Below are 19,500 nucleotides of genomic sequence, written 5' to 3'. Positions count from 1 at the left end.
TTGATAGTCACAAGCCTTTGGCCATGCTGAGAATCTCCGAACTCAAACTCCCGCTCGACCACGCGCCCGACGCGCTGGCCGCACTGATCGCAAGAACGCTCGACGTTCCGCTCGACGCGATCGAATCCCACACCGTCTACAAGCGCAGCTTCGATGCGCGCAAGGTGGAACTGCTCACCGTCTACATCTGCGACGTGCAGCTGAAGGACGCGACGCTCGAAGCCGCGCTGCTCGCGAAGCACGCGGGCCATCCGCACATCCAGAACGCGCCCGACATGCGCTACACGCCGCCGGCCGATGCGCCCGACGGCGTGTCGCGCCCGGTGGTCATCGGCTTCGGCCCCTGCGGCATCTTCGCGGCGCTGATGCTCGCGAAGATGGGCTTCCGGCCCATCGTGCTCGAACGCGGCAAGACCGTGCGCCAGCGCACCCGCGACACCTGGGGCCTGTGGCGCAAGAGCACGCTGAACCCCGAGTCGAACGTGCAGTTCGGCGAAGGCGGCGCCGGCACCTTCTCGGACGGCAAGCTCTACAGCCAGATCAAGGACCCGCGCTTCCTGGGCCGCAAGGTGATGGAAGAGTTCGTGAAGGCCGGCGCGCCGCCCGAGATCCTCTACGTCGCGCATCCGCACATCGGCACCTTCAAGCTGGTGAAGGTGGTGGAGAACATCCGCGAGCAGATCGTGGCGCTGGGCGGCGAGATCCGCTTCGAGCAGCGCGTGACCGACGTGCACATCGAGAACGGCCACCTTCGCGGCCTCACCGTGCTCGACCAGACCACCGGCCAGAGCAGCGAGCTGCGCGCCGACCACGTGGTGATGGCGCTGGGCCACAGTTCGCGCGACACCTTCGAGATGCTGCATGCGCGCGGCGTGCATATCGAGGCCAAGCCCTTCTCCATCGGCTTCCGCGTCGAGCATCCGCAGGGCCTGATCGACCGCGCGCGCTGGGGCCGCCATGCGGGCCATCCGCTGCTCGGTGCGGCCGATTACAAGCTGGTGCACCACGCCAGCAACGGGCGCTCGGTCTACAGCTTCTGCATGTGCCCCGGCGGCACCGTGGTCGCGGCCACCAGCGAGCCGGGCCGCGTGGTCACCAACGGCATGAGCCAGTACTCGCGCAACGAGCGCAACGCCAACGCGGGCATCGTGGTGGGCATCGACCCGCGCGACTTCCCCGGCGATGCACTCGCCGGCATCGCGCTGCAGCGCGAGCTCGAGAGCAACGCTTTCGTGCTCGGCGGCGGCGACTACCGCGCGCCGGGCCAGCTGGTGGGCGACTTCATCGCGGGCAAGCCCTCCACCGCGCTCGGCAGCGTGACGCCTTCCTACAAGCCCGGCGTGACACCCACCGACCTGCACAAGGCCCTGCCGGCCTATGCCATCGAGGCGATGCGCGAGGCGTTTCCCGCGTTCGGCCGCAAGATCAAGGGCTTCGACACGCACGACGCGGTGCTCACCGGCGTCGAGACGCGCACCTCCTCGCCGATCCGCATCACGCGCGGCGACGACTTCCAGAGCCTGAACGTGCGCGGCCTGTACCCCGCCGGCGAAGGCGCGAGCTACGCAGGCGGCATCCTGTCGGCCGGCGTGGACGGCATCAAGGTGGCCGAGGCCGTGGCGCACAGCGTGCTGGCAGCGTCCGAACGCGAACGCACGGCGAACGTCTGACACAGGCCATGCACGCTGTCCACCCCATCCGCTTTGAGCGCGCCACGCTCGGCCACTTCACCGCCGCCACGCTCGCCATGGCCGCGGTGGTGCTGGCCTCCAACATCCTCGTGCAGTTCGCGCTCAACGACTGGCTGACGTGGGGCGCATTCACCTACCCTGTGGCCTACCTCGTGAGCGACCTGGTCAACCGGCGCTTCGGTCCCGGCATGGCGCGCCGCGTGGCCTGGGTCGGCTTCGCGGTGGCGGTGGGCGTGTCGCTGCTGCTGGCGCCGGTGCGCATCGCGGCCGCCTCGGGGCTGGCCTTCATCGCCTCGCAGCTGCTCGACATCGGCGTGTTCGATCGCCTGCGCCGCGGCCTGTGGTGGCGTGCGCCGCTGGTGGCCACGGTGATCGCCGCGGTGCTCGACAGCATCGTGTTCTGGGGCATCGCCTTCGCGGGCACCGACGGCCCCTGGCTCACCTGGGCGCTGGGCGACCTGGCGGTGAAGCTTGCCGTGGGCGTGCTGATGCTGCTGCCATTCCGGCTGCTGATCGGCCGTCAGGCGGCGCGGGCCTCGGCCTGAGCCGCCGGACGCCCACACGACACCGAGACCTCCCGATGGCCGGCGACGACTTCCACTTCTACGAACCCGCCAAGGGCCACGGCCTGCCGCACGACCCGTTCAACGCGATGGTCGGGCCGCGCCCGATCGGCTGGATCTCGTCGCAGGACGCGAACGGCGTGCTCAACCTCGCGCCCTACAGCTTCTTCAACGCCTTCAACTACACGCCGCCGATCGTCGGCTTCGCCAGCATCGGCGCCAAGGACAGCCTGCACAACATCCGCCAGACGCGGGAGTTCGGCTGGAACCTCGCAACGCGCCCTCTGGCCGAGCAGATGAACCGCTCCTGCGCGGCCGTGCCGCCGGAGGTGAACGAGTTCGAGCTGGCCGGACTCACGACCGCCGCATCGCAATGCATCGCCGTGCCGCGCGTGGCCGAGAGCCCGGTGTCGTTCGAGTGCCGGCTCACGCAGATCCTGCAGCTCGAAGGCGTGGACGGCGTGCCCGTTTCCACGTGGCTGGTCCTCGGCGAGGTGGTGGGCGTGCACATCGCGCGCCACCTGCTGAAGGACGGCATTTACGACACCGCCGCGGCGCAGCCGATCCTGCGTGGCGGCGGCCCGGCCGACTACTTCGAAGTCAGCCGCGACAATCTCTTCAGGATGTTCCGGCCGCGCTGATCGCGCCGCGCCGGACTTTCTCCTTCCAATCCATTACAGCGCCCCCGCATGACCGACGCTTCCACCGCCACCCCCAAGACCAACGCCCGTGCGCCCCGGCGCCAGCAACTGGACATGGCCGACCAGCTGAAGCAGCTGCAGGCCGGTGCAGGAACCGGCACCGGTGCCGACGCGCCCGAGCAGCAAGCACAGCAGCCGCAGCAGGCATCGCGTCCGCCGCGGCAGAAGAACGCGGGCGGCGGCCGCGGCCAGCGCGTGCAGCAGGCCGGCCAGCCGCAACCGCGGCAGCAGAAGGCGCAACAGCCCTCGCAGCAATCGCCGCAGCGCACGCCGCGCAAGGTCAATCCGGTGCTGGAGCGCCTGTTCGAGCTGTACCCGCAACTCTTCGGCGCGCGCTTCGTGCCGCTGAAGCTCGGCGTGTACGAAGAGCTGCTCGCCCGCCACCCCGAAGACTTCAAGGCCGAAGACCTGAAGATCGCCATGGGCCAGCACGCGCGCTCCACGCGCTACCTCGAGTCGGTGGCTGCCGGCCTGGCACGCCACGACCTCGACGGCAACGCGCTCGACCCGGTCGCGCCCGAGCATGTGCACCACGCCATCCTCGAGCTGCATCGCCGCCGTGCCCATCGCAACGGCAACAACGACAACGGCAACGCCGCCGCCGACCTGCGCCCGCAGCTGGTGGCGCGCATCGCCAAGGCCGTCGAGGCCTCGGGACTCGACCGCGAAGCCTACGCAGTGCTCGTGCGCTCGCGCGACGCGAACGCCAATGCGGTGGTCGACGAGGCCCTGGCCGAACTCGCCCAGCAGGCCGCCAAGCGCGAAGCCCTGCTGCGCGCCTTCGAGGCCAGCGGCCGCAGCGAGCAGGAATTCGCCGAGATGTACGGCATGAAGCCCGGTGACGTGGCGCGCACGCTGCAACGCGTGCGCAACGACCAGAAGAAGGCGCAGGCGGCCGCGGAGGCAGCGGCTGGAGCTGAAGTGGCGACGCCTTCTGCCGAAGCGGCCGTTGTCGCGCAGCCAGTAGAGGAAGCACCTGCTCAACCCGCTGAACCTTCGGGTCCCGCGGCCACCGGCAATTGAGCGGCCACCGGCCGATCATCATTGCGCTGGCTGTAAGGTGTGGCGACGCCGCACCTTTGCTGCAGCAGAAACGTTTTTATACATTTCCAGTTACATTCCCTTCCGCCCATGTCGGGCGGAGGAGAACGTTAATTGAAAAGAGTCATCAGGCTGCTCCTTGCAGCCGCGGCCGTGTCCCTGTTCACGAGCGGCTGTGCCGTCAATCGCGCAACGGCCACCGTCGATCCCTCAGCGAATCTCGACAAACTGCGCGTGGTGCAGGTCAAGCAGCTCGAAGGTGAAGACGGCACGATCCACAAGCTGATCGCCGGCAACCTGCGCAAACGCGGCCTGCAGGTCACGGAAGACAGCAAGTCAGCCGAACAGGTCGACGCCGTCGTCACCTACGTCGACAAGTGGATGTGGGATCTCTCGATGTACCTGCTCGAACTCACGGTGACGGTGCGAGACCCGAAATCCGACTTTCCCCTGGCCACGGGCAACTCGTTCCACACCTCGCTCACACGCCTGTCACCACAGGAAATGGTCGACGAAGTGGTTGGCAATATCTTCAAAGAATCGGCAACGCAGAAATGATCCATCAAGCCTTTCGCCGCGCTGCTGCGCTGGCTGCCCTCGCCGCTGTCGTCATGCTCGCTGGTTGCGCCTCGCCGGCCAATCGCGACGCCATGACGGCCACCAGCATTGCTTCGAGCAAGAAGCTGCCGTATTCGCTTTCGGTCAAGACCGGCGGCGGCAATGAGACGAATCCCCTCTGGAGCGCGGACATCAGCAATGACGATCTGCGCACGGCCATCGAGCAGTCGGTCACCAAGACGGCATTGTTCAAGGAAGTCGTCAAGGGCAAGAGCGGCGACTACGAGCTGTCGGTCTCGATTACTAGGTTGAACAAGCCCACCTTCGGCGCTGCGTTCACGGTCGACATGGAAGCGGGCTGGACGCTCATCAAGGTTTCCGACAAGTCGGTGGCCATGCGCCAGGTCATCAAGTCGACCTACACAGGTGGCGCGTTCGATTCGCTTGTGGGCACGACGCGTCTGCGCATGTCGGTGGAAGGTGCCGCACGCAACAACATCAAGCAGGGGCTGCAAGCCATCTCGGCACTCGATCTCTGAGCCAACGACACCCGCTTCTGCCAACGAAAAAAGGGGCTGGTCCATCGACCAGCCCCTTTTTATTTCATGCTGCCGTTCAGCTCAACGCTGCGCGCTCTGCAGCGCAGCGATGCGTTCCTCGATCGGCGGGTGCGTGGCGAACAGCTTGCCGATGCTGCCGGTGATGCCCATCGCTTCCACCGCCTTCGGCAGTTCGCCGGCGGGCAGGCCACCCAGGCGCGCAAGGGCGTTGATCATCGGCTGCTTCTGGCCCATGAGCGCGGCGGCGCCAGCATCGGCGCGGAACTCGCGATGGCGCGAGAACCAGGCCACCACCATCGCTGCCGCGAAACCGAGGACGATGTCGAGCACGATGGTGCTCACGTAGTAGCCGATGCCGGGGCCCGACGAACGGTCGTCGCCGCGGCGCAGGAAGCTGTCGACCGCATAGCCGATCACGCGCGACAGGAACACGACGAAGGTGTTCATCACGCCCTGGATCAACGTCATCGTGACCATGTCGCCGTTGGCGATGTGCGCCACCTCGTGGCCGATGACGGCCTCGACCTCTTCGCGCGTCATGTTCTGCAGCAGGCCGGTGGACACCGCCACCAGCGACGAGTTCTTGAATGCGCCGGTCGCGAAGGCATTGGGTTCGCCCTCGAAGATGCCGACCTCGGGCATGCCGATGCCGGCCTTGTCGGCGAACTTGCGCACGGTGCCGACGATCCAGGCCTCGTCGGGCGTCTGGGGGTTGTCGATCATGTGCAGGCCGGTGGTCCACTTGGCCATCGGCTTGCTGATGAGCAGCGAGATGATCGCGCCGCCGAAACCCATCACCAGCGCGAAACCGAGCAGCGCGCCCAGGTTGAGGCCGTTGGCCGTCAGGAACCGGTTGACGCCGAGCAGGCTGGCGACCACGCCCAGCACCGCAACCACCATCACGTTGGTCAGGACGAACAGAAGGATACGTTTCAAGTTGAATTCTCCGTGGGGAAACCTGCCACACAGTTGAGGGCCGTTCGGCCCCCTTCAAGCCGCGAACGGCAAGGAGGCGCTCACGTTGTCATGCGTTGCAGGGCGCTCCGGTGGCCCGGCGAAGCCATGATAGGAGCAAAAGTTCTAGCGCCCGCGTATTCCCCATCGTCCTGAAGGCCTGTCGGACAACTCAGAAGACGCCTGTGGCGCCCGGCGCCGGGCGCATCGCCACGTCGGCACGCAGGCGCGCGCCGCGCCGCATCGACTGGCTCAGGCGCAGCGCGAACACCACACCGTTGACCAGCACCAGGATCGCCGCGAACAGCGCCCACAGCGCGTAGGCACCGGCGGCCGCCGTGCGCGTGGCGTCGAGGCCCGGATCGATGCGCACCAGCGTCGTGCCGGCGGCATCGCCGCCAGTGGCGGTCACCAGCCCCTCGAGCACGAAGGGCTTCAGGCCGGCTTCGGTGGCATGGCGCTGCAGGCGGGCCCAGCGTTCGAGCAGCGAGCCGCCCGCGGCGTCCGCTTCGATGGCGGCGACGTCGTCGTCGACCGGCCCGGCTTCGCCATCGCCTGCCGTGCGCTTCGCATCGCCGATGAGCGTCGGCGACGACAGCAGCACGCCGCCGCCGGCCGGCACGATGGCCGGGCGCGCGGCCTCGATCTTTTCCGCAACCACGCCGTCGACCGCCTGCTGCACGAAGCTGTTCACGGAAGCGAGCTGGCTGCGCGAGAGCACGAGGTCGGCGTTCTCGCCGCCCGCCTTCGCGCTGGCCGCCAACGCGGCCCAGGTGGTCACCAGCGTGTCGACGCCGTCCTTCTCGACGGTGGCATCGATGGCGCGCACCATCTCGCGCTGCAGGTGGCCGCATCCCTCGGGGGAAAGTCCGCCGCTCTCGCCGCAGGCGGCTTCGACGAGCGCCACCGACCGGCCGAAGCCGCGCACCATCATCGGCGTGTTCTGGCGCGCGCGGTAGGCCGCGAGCGGATCGGGCGCCTGTCCCATCTGCATGCGCAGCATCGCCATCAGCGCAGCCGACATGCCGCTCTCCGACGCGCGAAGAAAGTCGGGGCGGGCCAGCGCCAGCACGCTCTGCGGAATGTCCAGTGCGGGAACGACAGGGGCGGTGCCGCCCCAGCGCACGGTGCCGCAGTCGATGACCGGCACGGCAAGTCCATTGACGGTGCTGCCGTTCACATCGATCTCGCAGCGGGCCTCGCCTTCGGCGTGCGCGAAGCTGCCCCACTTCGGCGGGCTGCCGGACAGCTGCGCCGCACTGCCGTAGCGCGGGTTCTCGTGATGCAGGACCGCATGCGCCACCAGCGCCGCCTCGCCGCGCAGGTCGGGCGCCGACAGCGCCAGCACACCGAGGGCCAGCAATCCCACCAGCATCAGCAGCAGGTGCCGCCCCCAGTACGCAGGCCGGAAGCGCCGCCATTCGTCGGCCACCGACCAGTTGCTTCCGAAGCTCACCGCGCTGAAGTCGCCGGTGCGCAGTTCCGCCTCGATCACTTCGCCGTGCGGCACCTTCGCGGCGTCGTTCCAGTGCGAAGGCAGCACGAGACTCAGCTTGTCGCCGATGAAGAGCCCGACGTTCCTGACCGACGCATTGCCGGCGTTGACCACTGCGATCCGGTTGAGCATGCCGCGCACACGGTTGACCGGCTGCGGCACCCGCGCGGCGGCCGTGGCGGACGGCCTGCGCACGAAGAGCCAGGCGGCCCATGCGGCCGCGATCAGCCCTGCGCCCAGCAGGTAGGCCTGCGCGCCGCGCGTGGCATCCCAGGTGGCGACCCACAGCAGTGCGAAGGCGGCCAGCCACACGAGCGCGGAAGCCCAGCCGCCGCGGCCCATGCGGCTGGCGACCTCCTCGGGCGTCTCGGTGCGCTGGCCCAGAATGTCGACCTCGCCGCGCTGGTAGCGGGCGGCCGGGTCGGCCTCGCGGCCGATCTCGTCGAGCGTCGGCAGCGCACCCGCCGCGCCGTGCTTCCATTGCCTGTCCTGGGCCTGCTGGCGCTGCGCGCGCTGGCGTCCTTCGAGCAGGTCGAAGCCGTTCACCCGGATGACCACCGCGCACTTCCTGCTCAGCACCACCAGTGCCTGGTTGTGCGGCTCGATGTAGTCGAGGGCGTCGTAAGGCAGCAGCACGTCGATGTCGCCGATGGTGTCGTGCTCGGTCGACGAGCCCTGCGCCTGCAGGCCGTGGCGCACGAAGGCGCCGGCGAGTTCGCGCACCTCGTCGTCCACCGCCAGGCCCTGCCCCATCAGGAACGGCTGCAACGCCGATTTCTCCTCGTCGGTGATCCGGCGCAGCACGGGCGTGTTGCGAAAGCTCTTCAGTGCGCCGCGGTTGCCCGAGCGGCGCGAGGCGTAGACGATGAGGCTGTAGATCGCGTAAAGAATCAGCCCCACCTTCAGGACGATGACGAAGGTATCCATGTTGTTGTGCTCTCCTCTGAACTGGAATGCCTGCCGTGCGTGCAGCACGGCGCGGGCGATGCATCGCCGCGCGGCCTCCCGCCTGCGTGGCTAGCGCTTCGCAGGGGCCGGCAGCGGGCGGAAGACCTGCGTGTCGGCGTAGAACGAAGCCTCGGTATTTTCGTCGCACCAACCGGGCACGCCGAGCACCGGAAGGGGTACGAAAGGTTTCGTCTGGAGCCTGTTTGCGTCGAGATCCGTCGCGATGGCCGCGTCGTCGAGCGCCATCGAGGTGTGCAGGTCGCGCGGCAGCAGCACGTGCGCGGTGACCGCCTTGCGCGGCGTCACGAGTTTTTCGAGCAGCGCATGGCCGAACAGCTGCAGCCGCGCTTCGCTCCAGAGCGCGCGCCGCGTGACGAACAGCGTGTGCCAGTCGCGCGCCACGAGCGCCTGCCACAACGCGGGCGGCGCATCGAGCAGCGCTCCGTTCTCGTCGAACAGCGTGAGCGCGTCGCGCACCGCTCCGCGCACCGGTGCGACGCCGTGGCGCGCGATCTCGGCCGCCTGCAGTTCGTTGAGGCGCCGCTTCGTGTGCGGAAACGCGAGCCACACGAGCCCGTTGAAAAAATCGTGCAGGTTGTCGCGCGTGGGCACGGTGCGGGTCTGGAAGACGTGGGCCTCGTAGGCCCGGCCCGCGGGCAGTTCATGCTGCTGCACGAATCCGGGCGCCGCACCGGGCCTGGCGCCCTGCAGCGCGGCGGCCACGCCGACGTGGCGCGCGGCCTGCGCCACGGTTTCACCGTCCGGACGATAGGGCGCCAGCCAGGGCTGCGCCCAATCGATCGCCGGCAGGATCAAGGCGTCGGGGCACCCGTCCAGCGGATGCGGTCCGGATGCTGCATCACCGCGAACTCGGCGGTGAGCTTGTCGAACAGCTTGAGCGAACTGCCGTGCTTGCCGAGCAGGCCTGCCGTGCGCAGTGCCTTCGCGACGTCGTTGAGCGGCACGTCCTTGCCGCTGCGCAGCGCGGGAGCGGCCTGCAAAATGAACTCGGCGGCTTCCGATGGCGGCTCGGGCTGCGGCGGTTGCGGTGCGGGCGCCTTGGCGGCCGTCTTGCGCGCGGTCTTCCTGGCCGGTGCCTTCTTCGCAGCGGGCACGGTGGCGGTGGTGGCCGTTGCCGCGGTCTTCGCACGCGCGGTCTTCGCACCGGCCGACTTGGCCGATGCCGTCTTCTTCGCCGCCGCGGTGCGGGCCGCAGGCTTTACGCCGCTGTTGCTGCTGCCGTGGTGCGCGAGGTCCATGAACGTGTCGTAGATGCCGACCGTTTCCTCGCCCGTCTTGCCCTGCTGGCCGATGCCGCAGACGCGGCAGCCCTTCTCGCGCAGGCGGATCACCAGCGGCGCGAAGTCGGAGTCGGACGACACCAGCACCACCACGTCGGGCCGCTCGGCAATGGCAAGGTCGATCGCATCGACCGACAGCGCGATGTCGGTGCTGTTCTTGCCGGCCGAGAGATTGACCATCGGTCGCACCGACAGCCGCTTGAACAGCGCCTGGCGGTTCACCGCCATCTCGGCATTGCAGTAGGCACGGCGCACGTGAATGGCGCCGTACTCGTCCATCGTGCGCTGCACGGCCTGTTCGATCACGTCGGCGGAGACGTTGTCTGCGTCGATCAGCAGCATCACTTGAAGGGTTGGAGTCATATTAAATTTCTGATGAGTATTCGGTCATCGTTCGACAGCCGCTTTGCGATTTCATCCCCGGTACCTGACGCAGTTCGGTTGGCTCTTGGGCATGAGTTCAAACTGCGCGGGATGACGTCGGAATAGGGTCACTGGCTTCGTCTTCGCATCCAGGACGCCCGCATCGCGCAACTTTGTCGCGATCTGACTCAGGTGCACAGGCTGCTTGCCCTTGAGTTCGGGAAGGATCGAAAGAATCTTCTTGATCGACGGCGTCGTGGCAACAACCGCCTTGTCCGAAGGCGCAGTCATCGCCTTCACTGGTTGCGGCTTCGGTTTGCTCGCCGGCACGGGACTGGGCTCGACGGCTGGCGACGCTTGAAAAATTGCCCCGCTTTCCTGCGCAGACTGAGCTTGTGGCACCTCGTTAGGGCTTACGTCCTCCACCACATTCAGCAACACCACGTCGTCGTAAAAGCTGTCGGGGTTGGCGAATATCTTGTTCGCCAAGCTGTAGCAAAGAACCCTGCAGCCCTTTTCTCGCAGCCAGAGCGCCAAAGGAACAAAGTCGGCGTCGCCGGAGCATATTGCGACGATATCGATGTCATTGGTGCATACAGCCTCAACGGCGTCGATCACCAGCGCGCTATCGGTTGTCGTCTTGTCGACGATCAGGTTGGCTACAGGCCGGACGCCATGCTTCCAGAGGACGGCATGAATGGCCTTGAGGCTCTCGGGCCGGCCATAGGCACGCCTGTAGATCACACGATCGGCCATCGATCGCAATGCCAACAGAACATGGTCGAGCGCCGTGGCATCGTTCAGATTGTCAGCGTCGATAAAAACGGCCAAATTCTTCGCCGTGGTGCTTGCCGGCGTACCGACAACGCTCATTACATGAGCTTCCAGTTCATGGTTTCACCGCCGCGCAGCGGCTTGAGCGTGGCATCGCCGTAGGGCACCGTTTCCGGCACCGTCCAGCTTTCGCGCTTGAGCGTGATGGTGCCGGTGTGGCGCGGCAGGTCGTAGAAGTCGGGGCCGTGGAAGCTGGCGAAGCCTTCGAGCTTGTCGAGCGCGTTCGCGTTGTCGAAGGCCTCGGCATACAGCTCGATGGCGGTCAGTGCGGTGTAGCAGCCGGCGCAGCCGAGGGCGTGTTCCTTCAGATGCGCCGGGTGCGGCGCGCTGTCGGTACCGAGGAAGAAGCGGTCGCTGCCGCTGGTGGCGGCCTCGACCAGCGCCACGCGGTGCGTCTCGCGCTTGAGCACCGGCAGGCAGTAGTAGTGCGGGCGGATGCCGCCCGTGAAGATGGCGTTGCGGTTGTACAGCAGATGGTGCGCGGTGATGGTGGCGGCGGTGAAGCGGCCGGCATCGCGCACGTAGTGGGCGCCTTCCTTCGTCGTCAGGTGCTCGAACACCACCTTGAGCTCGGGGAAGTCGCGGCGCAGCGGGATCATCACGCGATCGACGAACACGGCCTCGCGGTCGAACAGGTCGATGGCGGGGTCGGTCACTTCGCCATGCACCAGCAGCAGCAGGCCGTGCTTCTGCATGGCCTCGAGCGTCTTGTAGGTGTGGCGGATGTCGGTCACGCCGGCATCGCTGTTGGTGGTGGCGCCGGCCGGGTAGAGCTTGAGCGCGCGCACGCCGGCTTCGGCCGCGAGCGCGATCTCTTCCGGGGGCAGCCTGTCGGTGAGGTACAGCGACATCACGGGCTCGAAGTCCGTGCCCTCGGGCACGGCGGCGCGGATGCGGTCGCGGTAGGCCACGGCCTGCGCGGCGGTGGTCACGGGGGGGCGCAGGTTCGGCATGATCAGCGCGCGGCCGAACTGGCGCGCGCTGTGGGGAACGACGGCTTCGAGGGCGGCGCCGTCGCGCACGTGCAGGTGCCAGTCGTCGGGGCGGGTGATCGTGAGGGTGTCTGTCATGGCGGGGGCGATTGTCGCACCGGGGGGTGTGGCACTCCCCCAGGCTTCGCGCACTTCGTGTCGCTTCTCCTTGCCCCTACCGGGGGCGACACCGGCGGCCCGGTGATTCTTGGCTCGCCCCCAGGCTTCGCGCACTTCGTGTCGCTTCTCCTTCCCCCTACCGGGGGCGACACCGGCGGCCCGGCAAAGCCGGTTCCGCGGTGTCCTTGACTTGCCCCCAGGCTTCGCGCACTTCGTGTCGCTTCTCCTTCCCCCTACCGGGGGCGACACCGACGGCCCGGCGAAGCCGGTTCCGTGGTGTCCTCGACTTCCCGGGGGCTCACGCGATGGGTGTCGCCTCCACTTCACCTTTGCATCGGCGGTCGGGCAGAGCCGGCTGCGTGGTGTCTCGCGAACGGGTCGTGCGGGCGCGTGCACCTTCGAATCAGGCGAGCAGGTATTCGCGCGCCAGCGAGCGGGCGCGGTGCAGGCGGCTCTTGACGGCGCTGGCGGGCTCGCCGAGCCGCACGGCGATCTCGGCGATGGTGAGTTCCTCGAAATCGCGCAGCAGCACCACCTCGCGGTAGTGCGCGGGCAGCGACTCGAACGCGTGCACGAGGTCCAGCCGCAGGGCGCCGTCGCTGCGGCTGGCCAGCTGGCGCTCGGCGATGTCATCGTCCAGGGGCTCATGACGGAACATGGCACGCTGCAGCTTCAAGCATTCGCGGCGGATGACGGTGAAGAGCCACGCCGAGAACGCCGCGGCCGCCTTCAGCGCGCGCACCTTGCGCGCGATCACCATCAGCGACTCCTGCACGGCGTCGTCCACGTCGCTGGCCTGGCAGTGCCGCCAGGCGTAGCGGCGCGCGTCGGGCTGGCAGGCGGCCAGCAGGCTTTCGATGGCGGCAGGGTCGCCGGTCTGCGCGGCGAGCACCAGCGCGCTGCGGTCCGCATGCTCGACGAAGGCGGGGGCCACCGTTCAGCGTTCCCCGCCCAGCCTGCCGGGCTTGCGCCCGACCATGGCGCACATCGGGCAGAAGCCGGCCAGCCCGGTGAGCGCGAGCATCGCGCCCCCAGGCCGGCCGCCACGGCCAGCGCAGAACCGGCCGCGCCCCAGTTCATGGCGGCAAAAACCAGGCCGGCAAGCCCGGCCACGATGCGCAGCGCGCGTTCCCAACCGGGAACATTCTTGATGTAGAGCATGGCGATTCCTTCGATCCTTGGTTGTGCATGAGGAAGACCCTCGGACACAAGGAGGCGTCGAACCCGCCGAACGGTTCGCGGACCTTCGAAACATTCTGTGCGCAGCCGCCGACAGTGAGCCAGCAACGACCGCAGCGCGTTAGCGGTGGTCGTCCGCAGGGTCCGCCCACAGCCACGGATGCGATTTCGGGCTCAGGCAGTTGCGCCCTTCCTGCGGCGGGTCGATGCAGAGCCCGGCCAGCGGCCGCAGCAGCAGCTCGACCGACTGCGCAGCGCGAACGGTTCGGGCCGTCACGTCCCAGGGCTCGTCGGCGTCGGACATCGACAGGTCCAGCCGCCCGGCACGCAGCCACGCGAAGACCTCCGCGCCGGCGATGGTCACGCGGCCCGGCTGCCGCACCGGCAGCCCGAAGCCGCGCGCCGCGGGCACGAACTTCATGAATTCCGCGCCGGGGTAATGCACGCCGGCCACGGGCTCGGGGTGGTCCTGCGGCAGGCGCTCCAGCGCCATGCCGAGTTGCGCGAACACGTCCTGCAAATGCGCCTCCGACGCGATGGCAAGCGCCGCGCGCAGGCAGTCGCCGTCGTTCGCGTGGCCGCCGAAGGCGCGGCAGAAGCGGAAGAACGACAGGCTGCGGGCCCATTCGCGCAAGATCTCGCGCGAATGGCGTTCATGGAGGTAGGCGTTCCAGCGTGCGTCGTCGGTGCTCATCGGGCGTCGATGATCGCAGGCGCGGCCATTGCACCGGCCAGGTCTTCGAGCCAGCGCGCGTGGGCGGCGTCGCGTTCGCCGTCGGGCAGCCGCAGCAGCGCCGACGGATGCAGCGTAACGAACACCGGCCGGCCGTCGCCGCGCTCATGCAGCCAGGCGCCGCGCTCGGTCTGCACGGCCACCTGGCGGCCGAGCAGGGAACGTGCGGCCGTGGCGCCGAGCGCCACCAGCGCCTTCGGGCGCACCAGCGCGATCTCGCTGTCGAGCCAGTGCGCGCAGGCCAGGGCCTCGCGCTGGCCGGCCGTCTTGTGGATGCGCCGCTTGCCGCGCAGTTCGTACTTGAAGTGCTTGACGGCATTGGCCAGGTACACGCTCTCGCGCGCCCAGCCCAGCTGCGCCATCGCGCGGTCGAGCAGTTGCCCGGCCGGCCCGATGAAGGGCCGGCCCGCCAGGTCTTCCTGGTCGCCGGGCTGCTCGCCGACCAGCATGTGGAGCGCCCCCGCAGGCCCCTCGCCGCACACCGCCTGCGTGGCGAGCGCGCCGATCGGACACGCGCGGCACGCGTGTGCCGCGGCGCGCAGCTGGTCGAGGTCGGCTGGCGCCATGCCGTCGGCCGGCACCGGATGCAGCTGTATCGGCGCCCGGATGCGGCGCGCAGGCGTGGCGGGCGCGTCGATCATCGACTGGCTGCGCTGCGCAGCCGCCTCGGCCAGCGGCTGGATCAACGCAGCCTCGGGCAGGTTGTGCCAGTAGCGGCGCGGCATCTCGCGCCGCATCATCGCGAGCTTGAGCCGCGCGGGGTTGAAGATGTTCTCGTAGTAGGTGAGCCAGAGCTGCTCGCCCGCATCGGGCGGCGGCTTCTCGCGGCGGTCGGCGCCCTCGCGCAGCGACAGCGCCTGCCCGTCCCATTCGATGCAGCGCTCGGGCGTGAGGATGGCCCAGCGCATCTGTGCGAAGCGGCGCGCGAAGAACGGCGCGTTGGCCTCGACGATGTGGTGGTCGGGCTCGAACCACGCGACATGCCTCTCGCCGCCTTCGCCGTCTTCGACGCGGGTGAAGCGCACGAAGGCGCGCATCTTGTGGATGTCGCGGTGCACCGCCTTGGCCATGAGCTGCGCCTGCATCATGTCGGCATCGATCGGGGCGTGCCGCAGGCCGGGCTCGTGCACGAGGCGCCACAGCAGCCGGTACAGGAGCGTGAAGCGTTGCGGGTCGCGGTGCAGGATCACGTCGGCGCACAGCGCGACGAAGGACGCGGGCACGGGCTGGCGTGCCGCGACATGGAGCGGCGGCCTTGCGTCCGTGCTGCCTTCACCGGACGCATCGAACAGGCCGCCTGCCCCTTCGGCCGCCGCGCCCTCCAGCCATTCGACATGGTCCGGCGGCACGCCGTCGGCGAGCAGCCGCCGCGCGTGCCCGCGGAAGGCTTCAAGGTCGACCGGATCTTCGAGCCGCACCTGCATGACGCACCCGCTCAGAACAGCGCGGCCTGCACGGCCTCGGGCTGCGCCGAAGGCGCCGCGGCCGCCATCGCGCCGGCCGCCGGCCGATGCCCGTCGGCCACCACGAAGGGCAGCACCTTGCGCGACGGCACGTGCAGGCGGCGCAGGTCGTCCGCGCGCACCCGGCGCACGCGCCGCGCCTGCAGCAGCCGCTCGACCGCCTTCACGCCGAGCCCCGGCACGCGCAGCAGCATCTCGCGCGGCGCGTGGTTGAGGTCGACCGGAAAGCGGTCGGCATGCGCGAGCGCCCAGGCCAGCTTGGGGTCGACATCGAGCCGCAGCAGGCCGTCGGGCGCGGCCACGATCTCCTGGTGCTCGAAGCCGTAGAAGCGCATGAGCCAGTCGGCCTGGTAGAGGCGGTGCTCGCGCATCAACGGCGGCGCGGCCAGCGGCAGCGCGCGCGCCGCATCGGGAATGGGGCTGAAGGCCGAGTAGTACACGCGCTTGAGCTTGTACGCGCCGTACAGCGTGGCGCTCGACGCGAGGATGCGGCGGTCGTCGGTGGCGTCGGCGCCCACGATCATCTGCGTGCTCTGCCCGGCGGGCGCGAACGGCGGCGGCTTGGCGGGCGTGGCCGACGCGCCGGGCAGCGCGCGAATGGGCACCACGCGGCGCGCCTCCTCGCGCGTGTCGTCGATGCGCAGGCGCAGCCGCGCCATCGAGCGGCGGATGGCGCTCTCGTCCTTCTCGGGCGCCAGCGCACGCAGGCCCTCGGTGGTGGGCATCTCGACGTTGATGCTGAGCCGGTCCGCATAGCGGCCGGCGCGCGCGATGAGTTCGTCGCTCGCGTCGGGAATGGTCTTCAGGTGGATGTAGCCGCGGAAGTCGTGCTCCTCGCGCAGCAGGCGCGCCACCTCGACCACCTGCTCCATCGTGTGATCGGGCGACTTGATGATGCCGCTCGACAGGAACAGGCCCTCGATGCAGTTGCGCCGGTAGAAGTCGAGCGTGAGCTGCACCACCTCTTCCACCCGGAAGCGCGCCCGCGGCACGTTGCTCGACGCACGGTTCACACAGTAGAGGCAGTCGTACTGGCAATGGTTGGTGAGCAGCACCTTCAGCAGCGAAATGCACCGGCCGTCGGGTGCGTAGCTGTGGCAGATGCCCGCGCCTTCGGTCGAGCCGATGCCGCGACCGCCCATCGAGTCGCGCGGCTGCGAGCCGCTCGACGCGCAGGAGGCGTCGTACTTGGCGGCGTCGGCCAGGATCGCGAGTTTGCGCTGGGTGTCCACGGGAAGGCTTTCTCGGTCGGCGAAATGCTGTATGAATATACAGTTTTTCCGGATTGTGTCCCAGCCGGCGACCCGGACGGCCGTGCGGTTTTCCGGCCAAGCGGCCCGTGCGCTGGCTGGTTTTTCATCTCGCCCGGCGCGGGAAAACCACGAGCTTCGCGCCCCAATGCCAATGAATTCAAGCACTTGCGCACCATGCGCGGCTTGGCATACGCGTTGCTATCCACTGCGCACACCCGACAGAGGATGGAGACACACATGAACGACCTGCCCGCCCGCACCGCCGCGCCACCGCCGCCGGCGTTGTCCCGCCTGCACACCCCGCACTGACGCGCCGCCGCATGGCCGTTGCCGGCCCGGGGGAGCCGCCTTTCCCTGCATCGCTTGTTCAACCAGAACCACAACGGAGACAGAGAAGATGACCAGAACCGAGAAGAAGAGGATCCGCTTTCGCGCCGCCCCCGTGCGGGTCGGCACGCTGCTGGCCGCGCTGGTGCTCACCGCCTGCGGCGGCGGCAGCGGCGGGGGCGGCGGCATCGCCTTCATTCCGCCGGCCACGGGCGGCGGCGGAGGCACGCCCACCGACCCTGGCAACCCATCCAATCCCGGCAATCCCGATCCGGGCAACCCGGCACCGGCCGGCGCCACGCTCAAGGTCAGCGTGCTGTCTTCGCCACCGCAGCTCGTGACGGGAGACGACGCGCTGGTCGAGGTCGAGCTGCTGAGCGACCAGCCCGCGGACAGCCTCGCGGTGTCGATCGACGGCCGCGACGTGACGAAGGCCTTCTCGCGCAACCCCGCCAACGGCCGCCTACTGGGCAAGGTCACCGGACTGAAGGTGGGCGCCAATGAACTCGTCGCCGCATACGGCGGCTACAGCACCCGCCTCGCGCTCACGGCGTACCCGATCACCGGCCCCGTGATCTCGGGGCCGCATGAAGAGCCCTTCGTGTGCGGCTACGCCACCTTCACGCGCATGGGCGGGCAGGTGCTCAAGCCGCTGGACGACGGCAAGTGCTCGGTCGAGACGCGGGTTGACTACTACTACCGCACCACCGCCGGCAGCAACACCCGTTTCGTGCCGGAATCGATCACCGCCTACCCGGCCAACATGGCCTGGCTCACCATCAACGGCAAGCAGGTGCCGTACGTGGTGCGGCTCGAAAGCGGCACCATCAACCGCGGCCTGTACCAGTCGGCGATCCTCCACGACGTGCTCAACGAGCCGCCGCCGTCGCCCACCACGCCGCCGGCCGGCTGGAACGGAACGCTGCTCTACCCGCTGGGCGGCGGCTGCCAGGGCGGCTGGTTCCAGCAGGGCAACGACTTCGCCACGCTCATCAACCCGACCTACCAGAGCCGAGGCTACGCGGTGACGACCTCGACGCTCAACGTCTTCGGCACGAACTGCAACGACCAGCTGTCCTCCGAGACCATCGCGATGGTGAAGGAGCGCTTCATCGAGAACTTCGGCGTGCCGAAGCACACCATCGGCACCGGCGGCTCGGGCGGCTCCTACCAGAGCCACCAGACCAGCGACAACTACCCGGGCCTGTTCGACGGCGTGGTGGTGAGCTCGGTGTTCGCGGACGTCACTTCCTCGACCATCTTCAAGCTGTTCGACTCGCGCATCCTCAACAACTACTTCAGCGATCCGGCCACCGCGGCGCTGAACTACACCGCAGCGGAGAAGCAGGCGATCTCGGGCTACCTGCAGATCGCCAACATCCCGAACATGAGCGGCCAGGCCGGGCGGCTGGACCCGACGGTGTCCTTCCCGGCAGGCGTGGCGCCCGAGCAGCGCTACAACGCCAGCACCAACCCCAAGGGCGCGCGCGCAACGGTGTTCGACCACACGGTGAACGTCTACGGCAAGACCGACGCCGAAGGCTTCGCGATGCGCCCGATCGACAACGTGGGCATCCAGTACGGGCTGCAGGCGCTCAACGACGGCAAGCTGGGCATCGACAAGTTCCTCGACCTCAACGAGCGGGCCGGCGGCCTGGACCGCGACATGAAGCGCACCGCGGCGCGCACCGTGGGCGACATGGACGCGCTGCGCAGGGCCTACCAGTCCGGGCGCATCGTCAGCGGCGCCGGCGGGCTCGCATCGACCGCCATCATCGACCTGCGCGACTACAACGACGGCGCAACGGGCGGCGACATCCACACCAAGATCCACTCGTTCTCCATGCGCGAACGGCTGCGCCGCGCCAACGGCCACATCGACAACCACGTGATGTGGACCATGGGCGGAGGCACCGGCGAGGCCTTCGACCAGATGGACAAGTGGCTCGGGGCCGCCGAGGCCGACACATCGCAGCGCAGCAAGGCACAGAAGATCGCGGCCAACCGCCCCACGGACCTGAAGGACGCCTGCTGGAGCAACGGCCTGAAGTACACCGAGGAGCAGACGGCCTTCGGCACCGGCGCGTGCAACACCTTCTACCCGGCGGGCACCACGCCGCGCATGGCCGCGGGCGGACCGCTGACCGACGACATCGCCAAGTGCCAGCTGAAGCCGCTGAATCCGTCGGACTACCGCGTGATCTTCACCCCGACGCAATGGGCACGCCTGAACGCCGCCTTCCCCGGCGGCGTGTGCGACTGGACCCAGCCCGGCGTGGGCCAGCAGGCGCTGACCGGCACCTGGCTGTCGTTCGGGCCGTCGCCCGTGAACCTGCTGTTCGACATCACGAAGAAGCTGGTGTCGAGCTTCATGTAAGCCAAGCCGCGAGCGGGCCGGCATGCGCGGCCCCTCGCTTTTTCTCCCCTCCCCCGAAGCGAACCCAG

General features: G+C 68.7%; 17 protein-coding genes. 7 read left to right on the top strand and 10 right to left on the bottom strand.

Going from position 1 to position 19,500, the window contains the following annotated elements; translation table 11 throughout:
- Positions 1-23: 23 nt before the first annotated feature.
- From AACL56_RS07005 to AACL56_RS06980, 6 genes are all read left to right on the top strand, one after another.
- A complete protein-coding gene (locus AACL56_RS07005) occupies positions 24-1,670 on the top strand; it encodes an NAD(P)/FAD-dependent oxidoreductase (RefSeq protein ID WP_339089103.1) in 1,647 nt (548 codons plus the stop codon).
- A gap of 8 nt (positions 1,671-1,678) precedes the next feature.
- Positions 1,679-2,236: a VUT family protein gene (locus tag AACL56_RS07000; protein WP_425336991.1), complete on the top strand. Its 558-nt coding sequence runs from the start codon at positions 1,679-1,681 to the stop codon at positions 2,234-2,236.
- Positions 2,237-2,271: 35 nt separating this feature from the next.
- A complete protein-coding gene (locus tag AACL56_RS06995; protein ID WP_339089102.1) occupies positions 2,272-2,895 on the top strand; it encodes a flavin reductase family protein in 624 nt (207 codons plus the stop codon).
- A gap of 48 nt (positions 2,896-2,943) precedes the next feature.
- A complete protein-coding gene (locus AACL56_RS06990; protein WP_339089101.1) occupies positions 2,944-3,978 on the top strand; it encodes a ProQ/FinO family protein in 1,035 nt (344 codons plus the stop codon).
- Positions 3,979-4,149: 171 nt separating this feature from the next.
- Positions 4,150-4,554, top strand: a complete 405-nt coding sequence (locus AACL56_RS06985) for a hypothetical protein (protein WP_339089100.1) — start codon at positions 4,150-4,152, stop codon at positions 4,552-4,554.
- Positions 4,551-5,093, top strand: coding sequence for a hypothetical protein (locus AACL56_RS06980; RefSeq protein ID WP_339089099.1), 543 nt, complete (start codon positions 4,551-4,553; stop codon positions 5,091-5,093). Before AACL56_RS06985 ends, AACL56_RS06980 begins: the two co-directional genes overlap by 4 nt.
- 81 nt (positions 5,094-5,174) lie before the next feature.
- Here AACL56_RS06980 and htpX read toward each other — a convergent pair whose 3' ends face one another.
- From htpX to AACL56_RS06930, 10 genes are all read right to left on the bottom strand, one after another.
- Complete coding sequence (gene htpX, locus AACL56_RS06975) at positions 5,175-6,050, bottom strand: protease HtpX (protein ID WP_339089098.1); 876 nt, start codon at positions 6,048-6,050, stop codon at positions 5,175-5,177.
- Positions 6,051-6,240: 190 nt separating this feature from the next.
- Positions 6,241-8,490, bottom strand: coding sequence for an IgaA/UmoB family intracellular growth attenuator (locus AACL56_RS06970; protein WP_339089097.1), 2,250 nt, complete (start codon positions 8,488-8,490; stop codon positions 6,241-6,243).
- Between the two features lie 90 nt (positions 8,491-8,580).
- Complete coding sequence (locus tag AACL56_RS06965) at positions 8,581-9,327, bottom strand: DUF3025 domain-containing protein (RefSeq protein ID WP_339089096.1); 747 nt, start codon at positions 9,325-9,327, stop codon at positions 8,581-8,583.
- Positions 9,324-10,175 carry an NYN domain-containing protein gene (locus AACL56_RS06960; protein ID WP_339089095.1) on the bottom strand — a complete coding sequence of 284 codons (852 nt, stop codon included), beginning with the start codon at positions 10,173-10,175 and terminating at the stop codon, positions 9,324-9,326. The genes AACL56_RS06965 and AACL56_RS06960 overlap by 4 nt, the downstream gene beginning before the upstream one ends.
- Positions 10,176-10,226: 51 nt before the next feature.
- Positions 10,227-11,048, bottom strand: coding sequence for an NYN domain-containing protein (locus AACL56_RS06955; protein ID WP_339089094.1), 822 nt, complete (start codon positions 11,046-11,048; stop codon positions 10,227-10,229).
- Entirely contained in the window at positions 11,048-12,079 is a 1,032-nt protein-coding gene (gene pyrC, locus AACL56_RS06950) for a dihydroorotase (RefSeq protein ID WP_339089093.1), read from the bottom strand. Before pyrC ends, AACL56_RS06955 begins: the two co-directional genes overlap by 1 nt.
- A 424-nt stretch (positions 12,080-12,503) precedes the next feature.
- Complete coding sequence (locus AACL56_RS06945) at positions 12,504-13,034, bottom strand: RNA polymerase sigma factor (protein ID WP_339089092.1); 531 nt, start codon at positions 13,032-13,034, stop codon at positions 12,504-12,506.
- A gap of 366 nt (positions 13,035-13,400) precedes the next feature.
- On the bottom strand, positions 13,401-13,973 hold the full coding sequence (locus tag AACL56_RS06940; protein WP_339089091.1) for a hypothetical protein: 573 nt from the start codon (positions 13,971-13,973) through the stop codon (positions 13,401-13,403).
- On the bottom strand, positions 13,970-15,436 hold the full coding sequence (locus tag AACL56_RS06935; RefSeq protein ID WP_339089090.1) for a UdgX family uracil-DNA binding protein: 1,467 nt from the start codon (positions 15,434-15,436) through the stop codon (positions 13,970-13,972). The genes AACL56_RS06940 and AACL56_RS06935 overlap by 4 nt, the downstream gene beginning before the upstream one ends.
- Before the next feature lie 11 nt (positions 15,437-15,447).
- The gene (locus tag AACL56_RS06930; protein WP_339089089.1) at positions 15,448-16,707 is read right to left on the bottom strand and encodes a putative DNA modification/repair radical SAM protein; all 1,260 of its coding nucleotides are present in this window, start codon (positions 16,705-16,707) and stop codon (positions 15,448-15,450) included.
- A 418-nt stretch (positions 16,708-17,125) separates the two neighbouring features.
- Here AACL56_RS06930 and AACL56_RS06925 point away from each other — a divergent pair, with 418 nt between their 5' ends.
- A complete protein-coding gene (locus tag AACL56_RS06925; RefSeq protein ID WP_339089088.1) occupies positions 17,126-19,432 on the top strand; it encodes a DUF6351 family protein in 2,307 nt (768 codons plus the stop codon).
- The last annotated feature ends 68 nt before the right edge of the window (positions 19,433-19,500 follow it).

The organism is Variovorax paradoxus, assembly GCF_902712855.1.
In the GTDB taxonomy this organism is placed as follows: Bacteria; Pseudomonadota; Gammaproteobacteria; order Burkholderiales; family Burkholderiaceae_C; genus Variovorax; species Variovorax paradoxus_Q.
The sequence above is the reverse complement of the archived record's forward strand: the minus strand, read 5'-3'. Positions and strand labels throughout refer to the sequence as shown.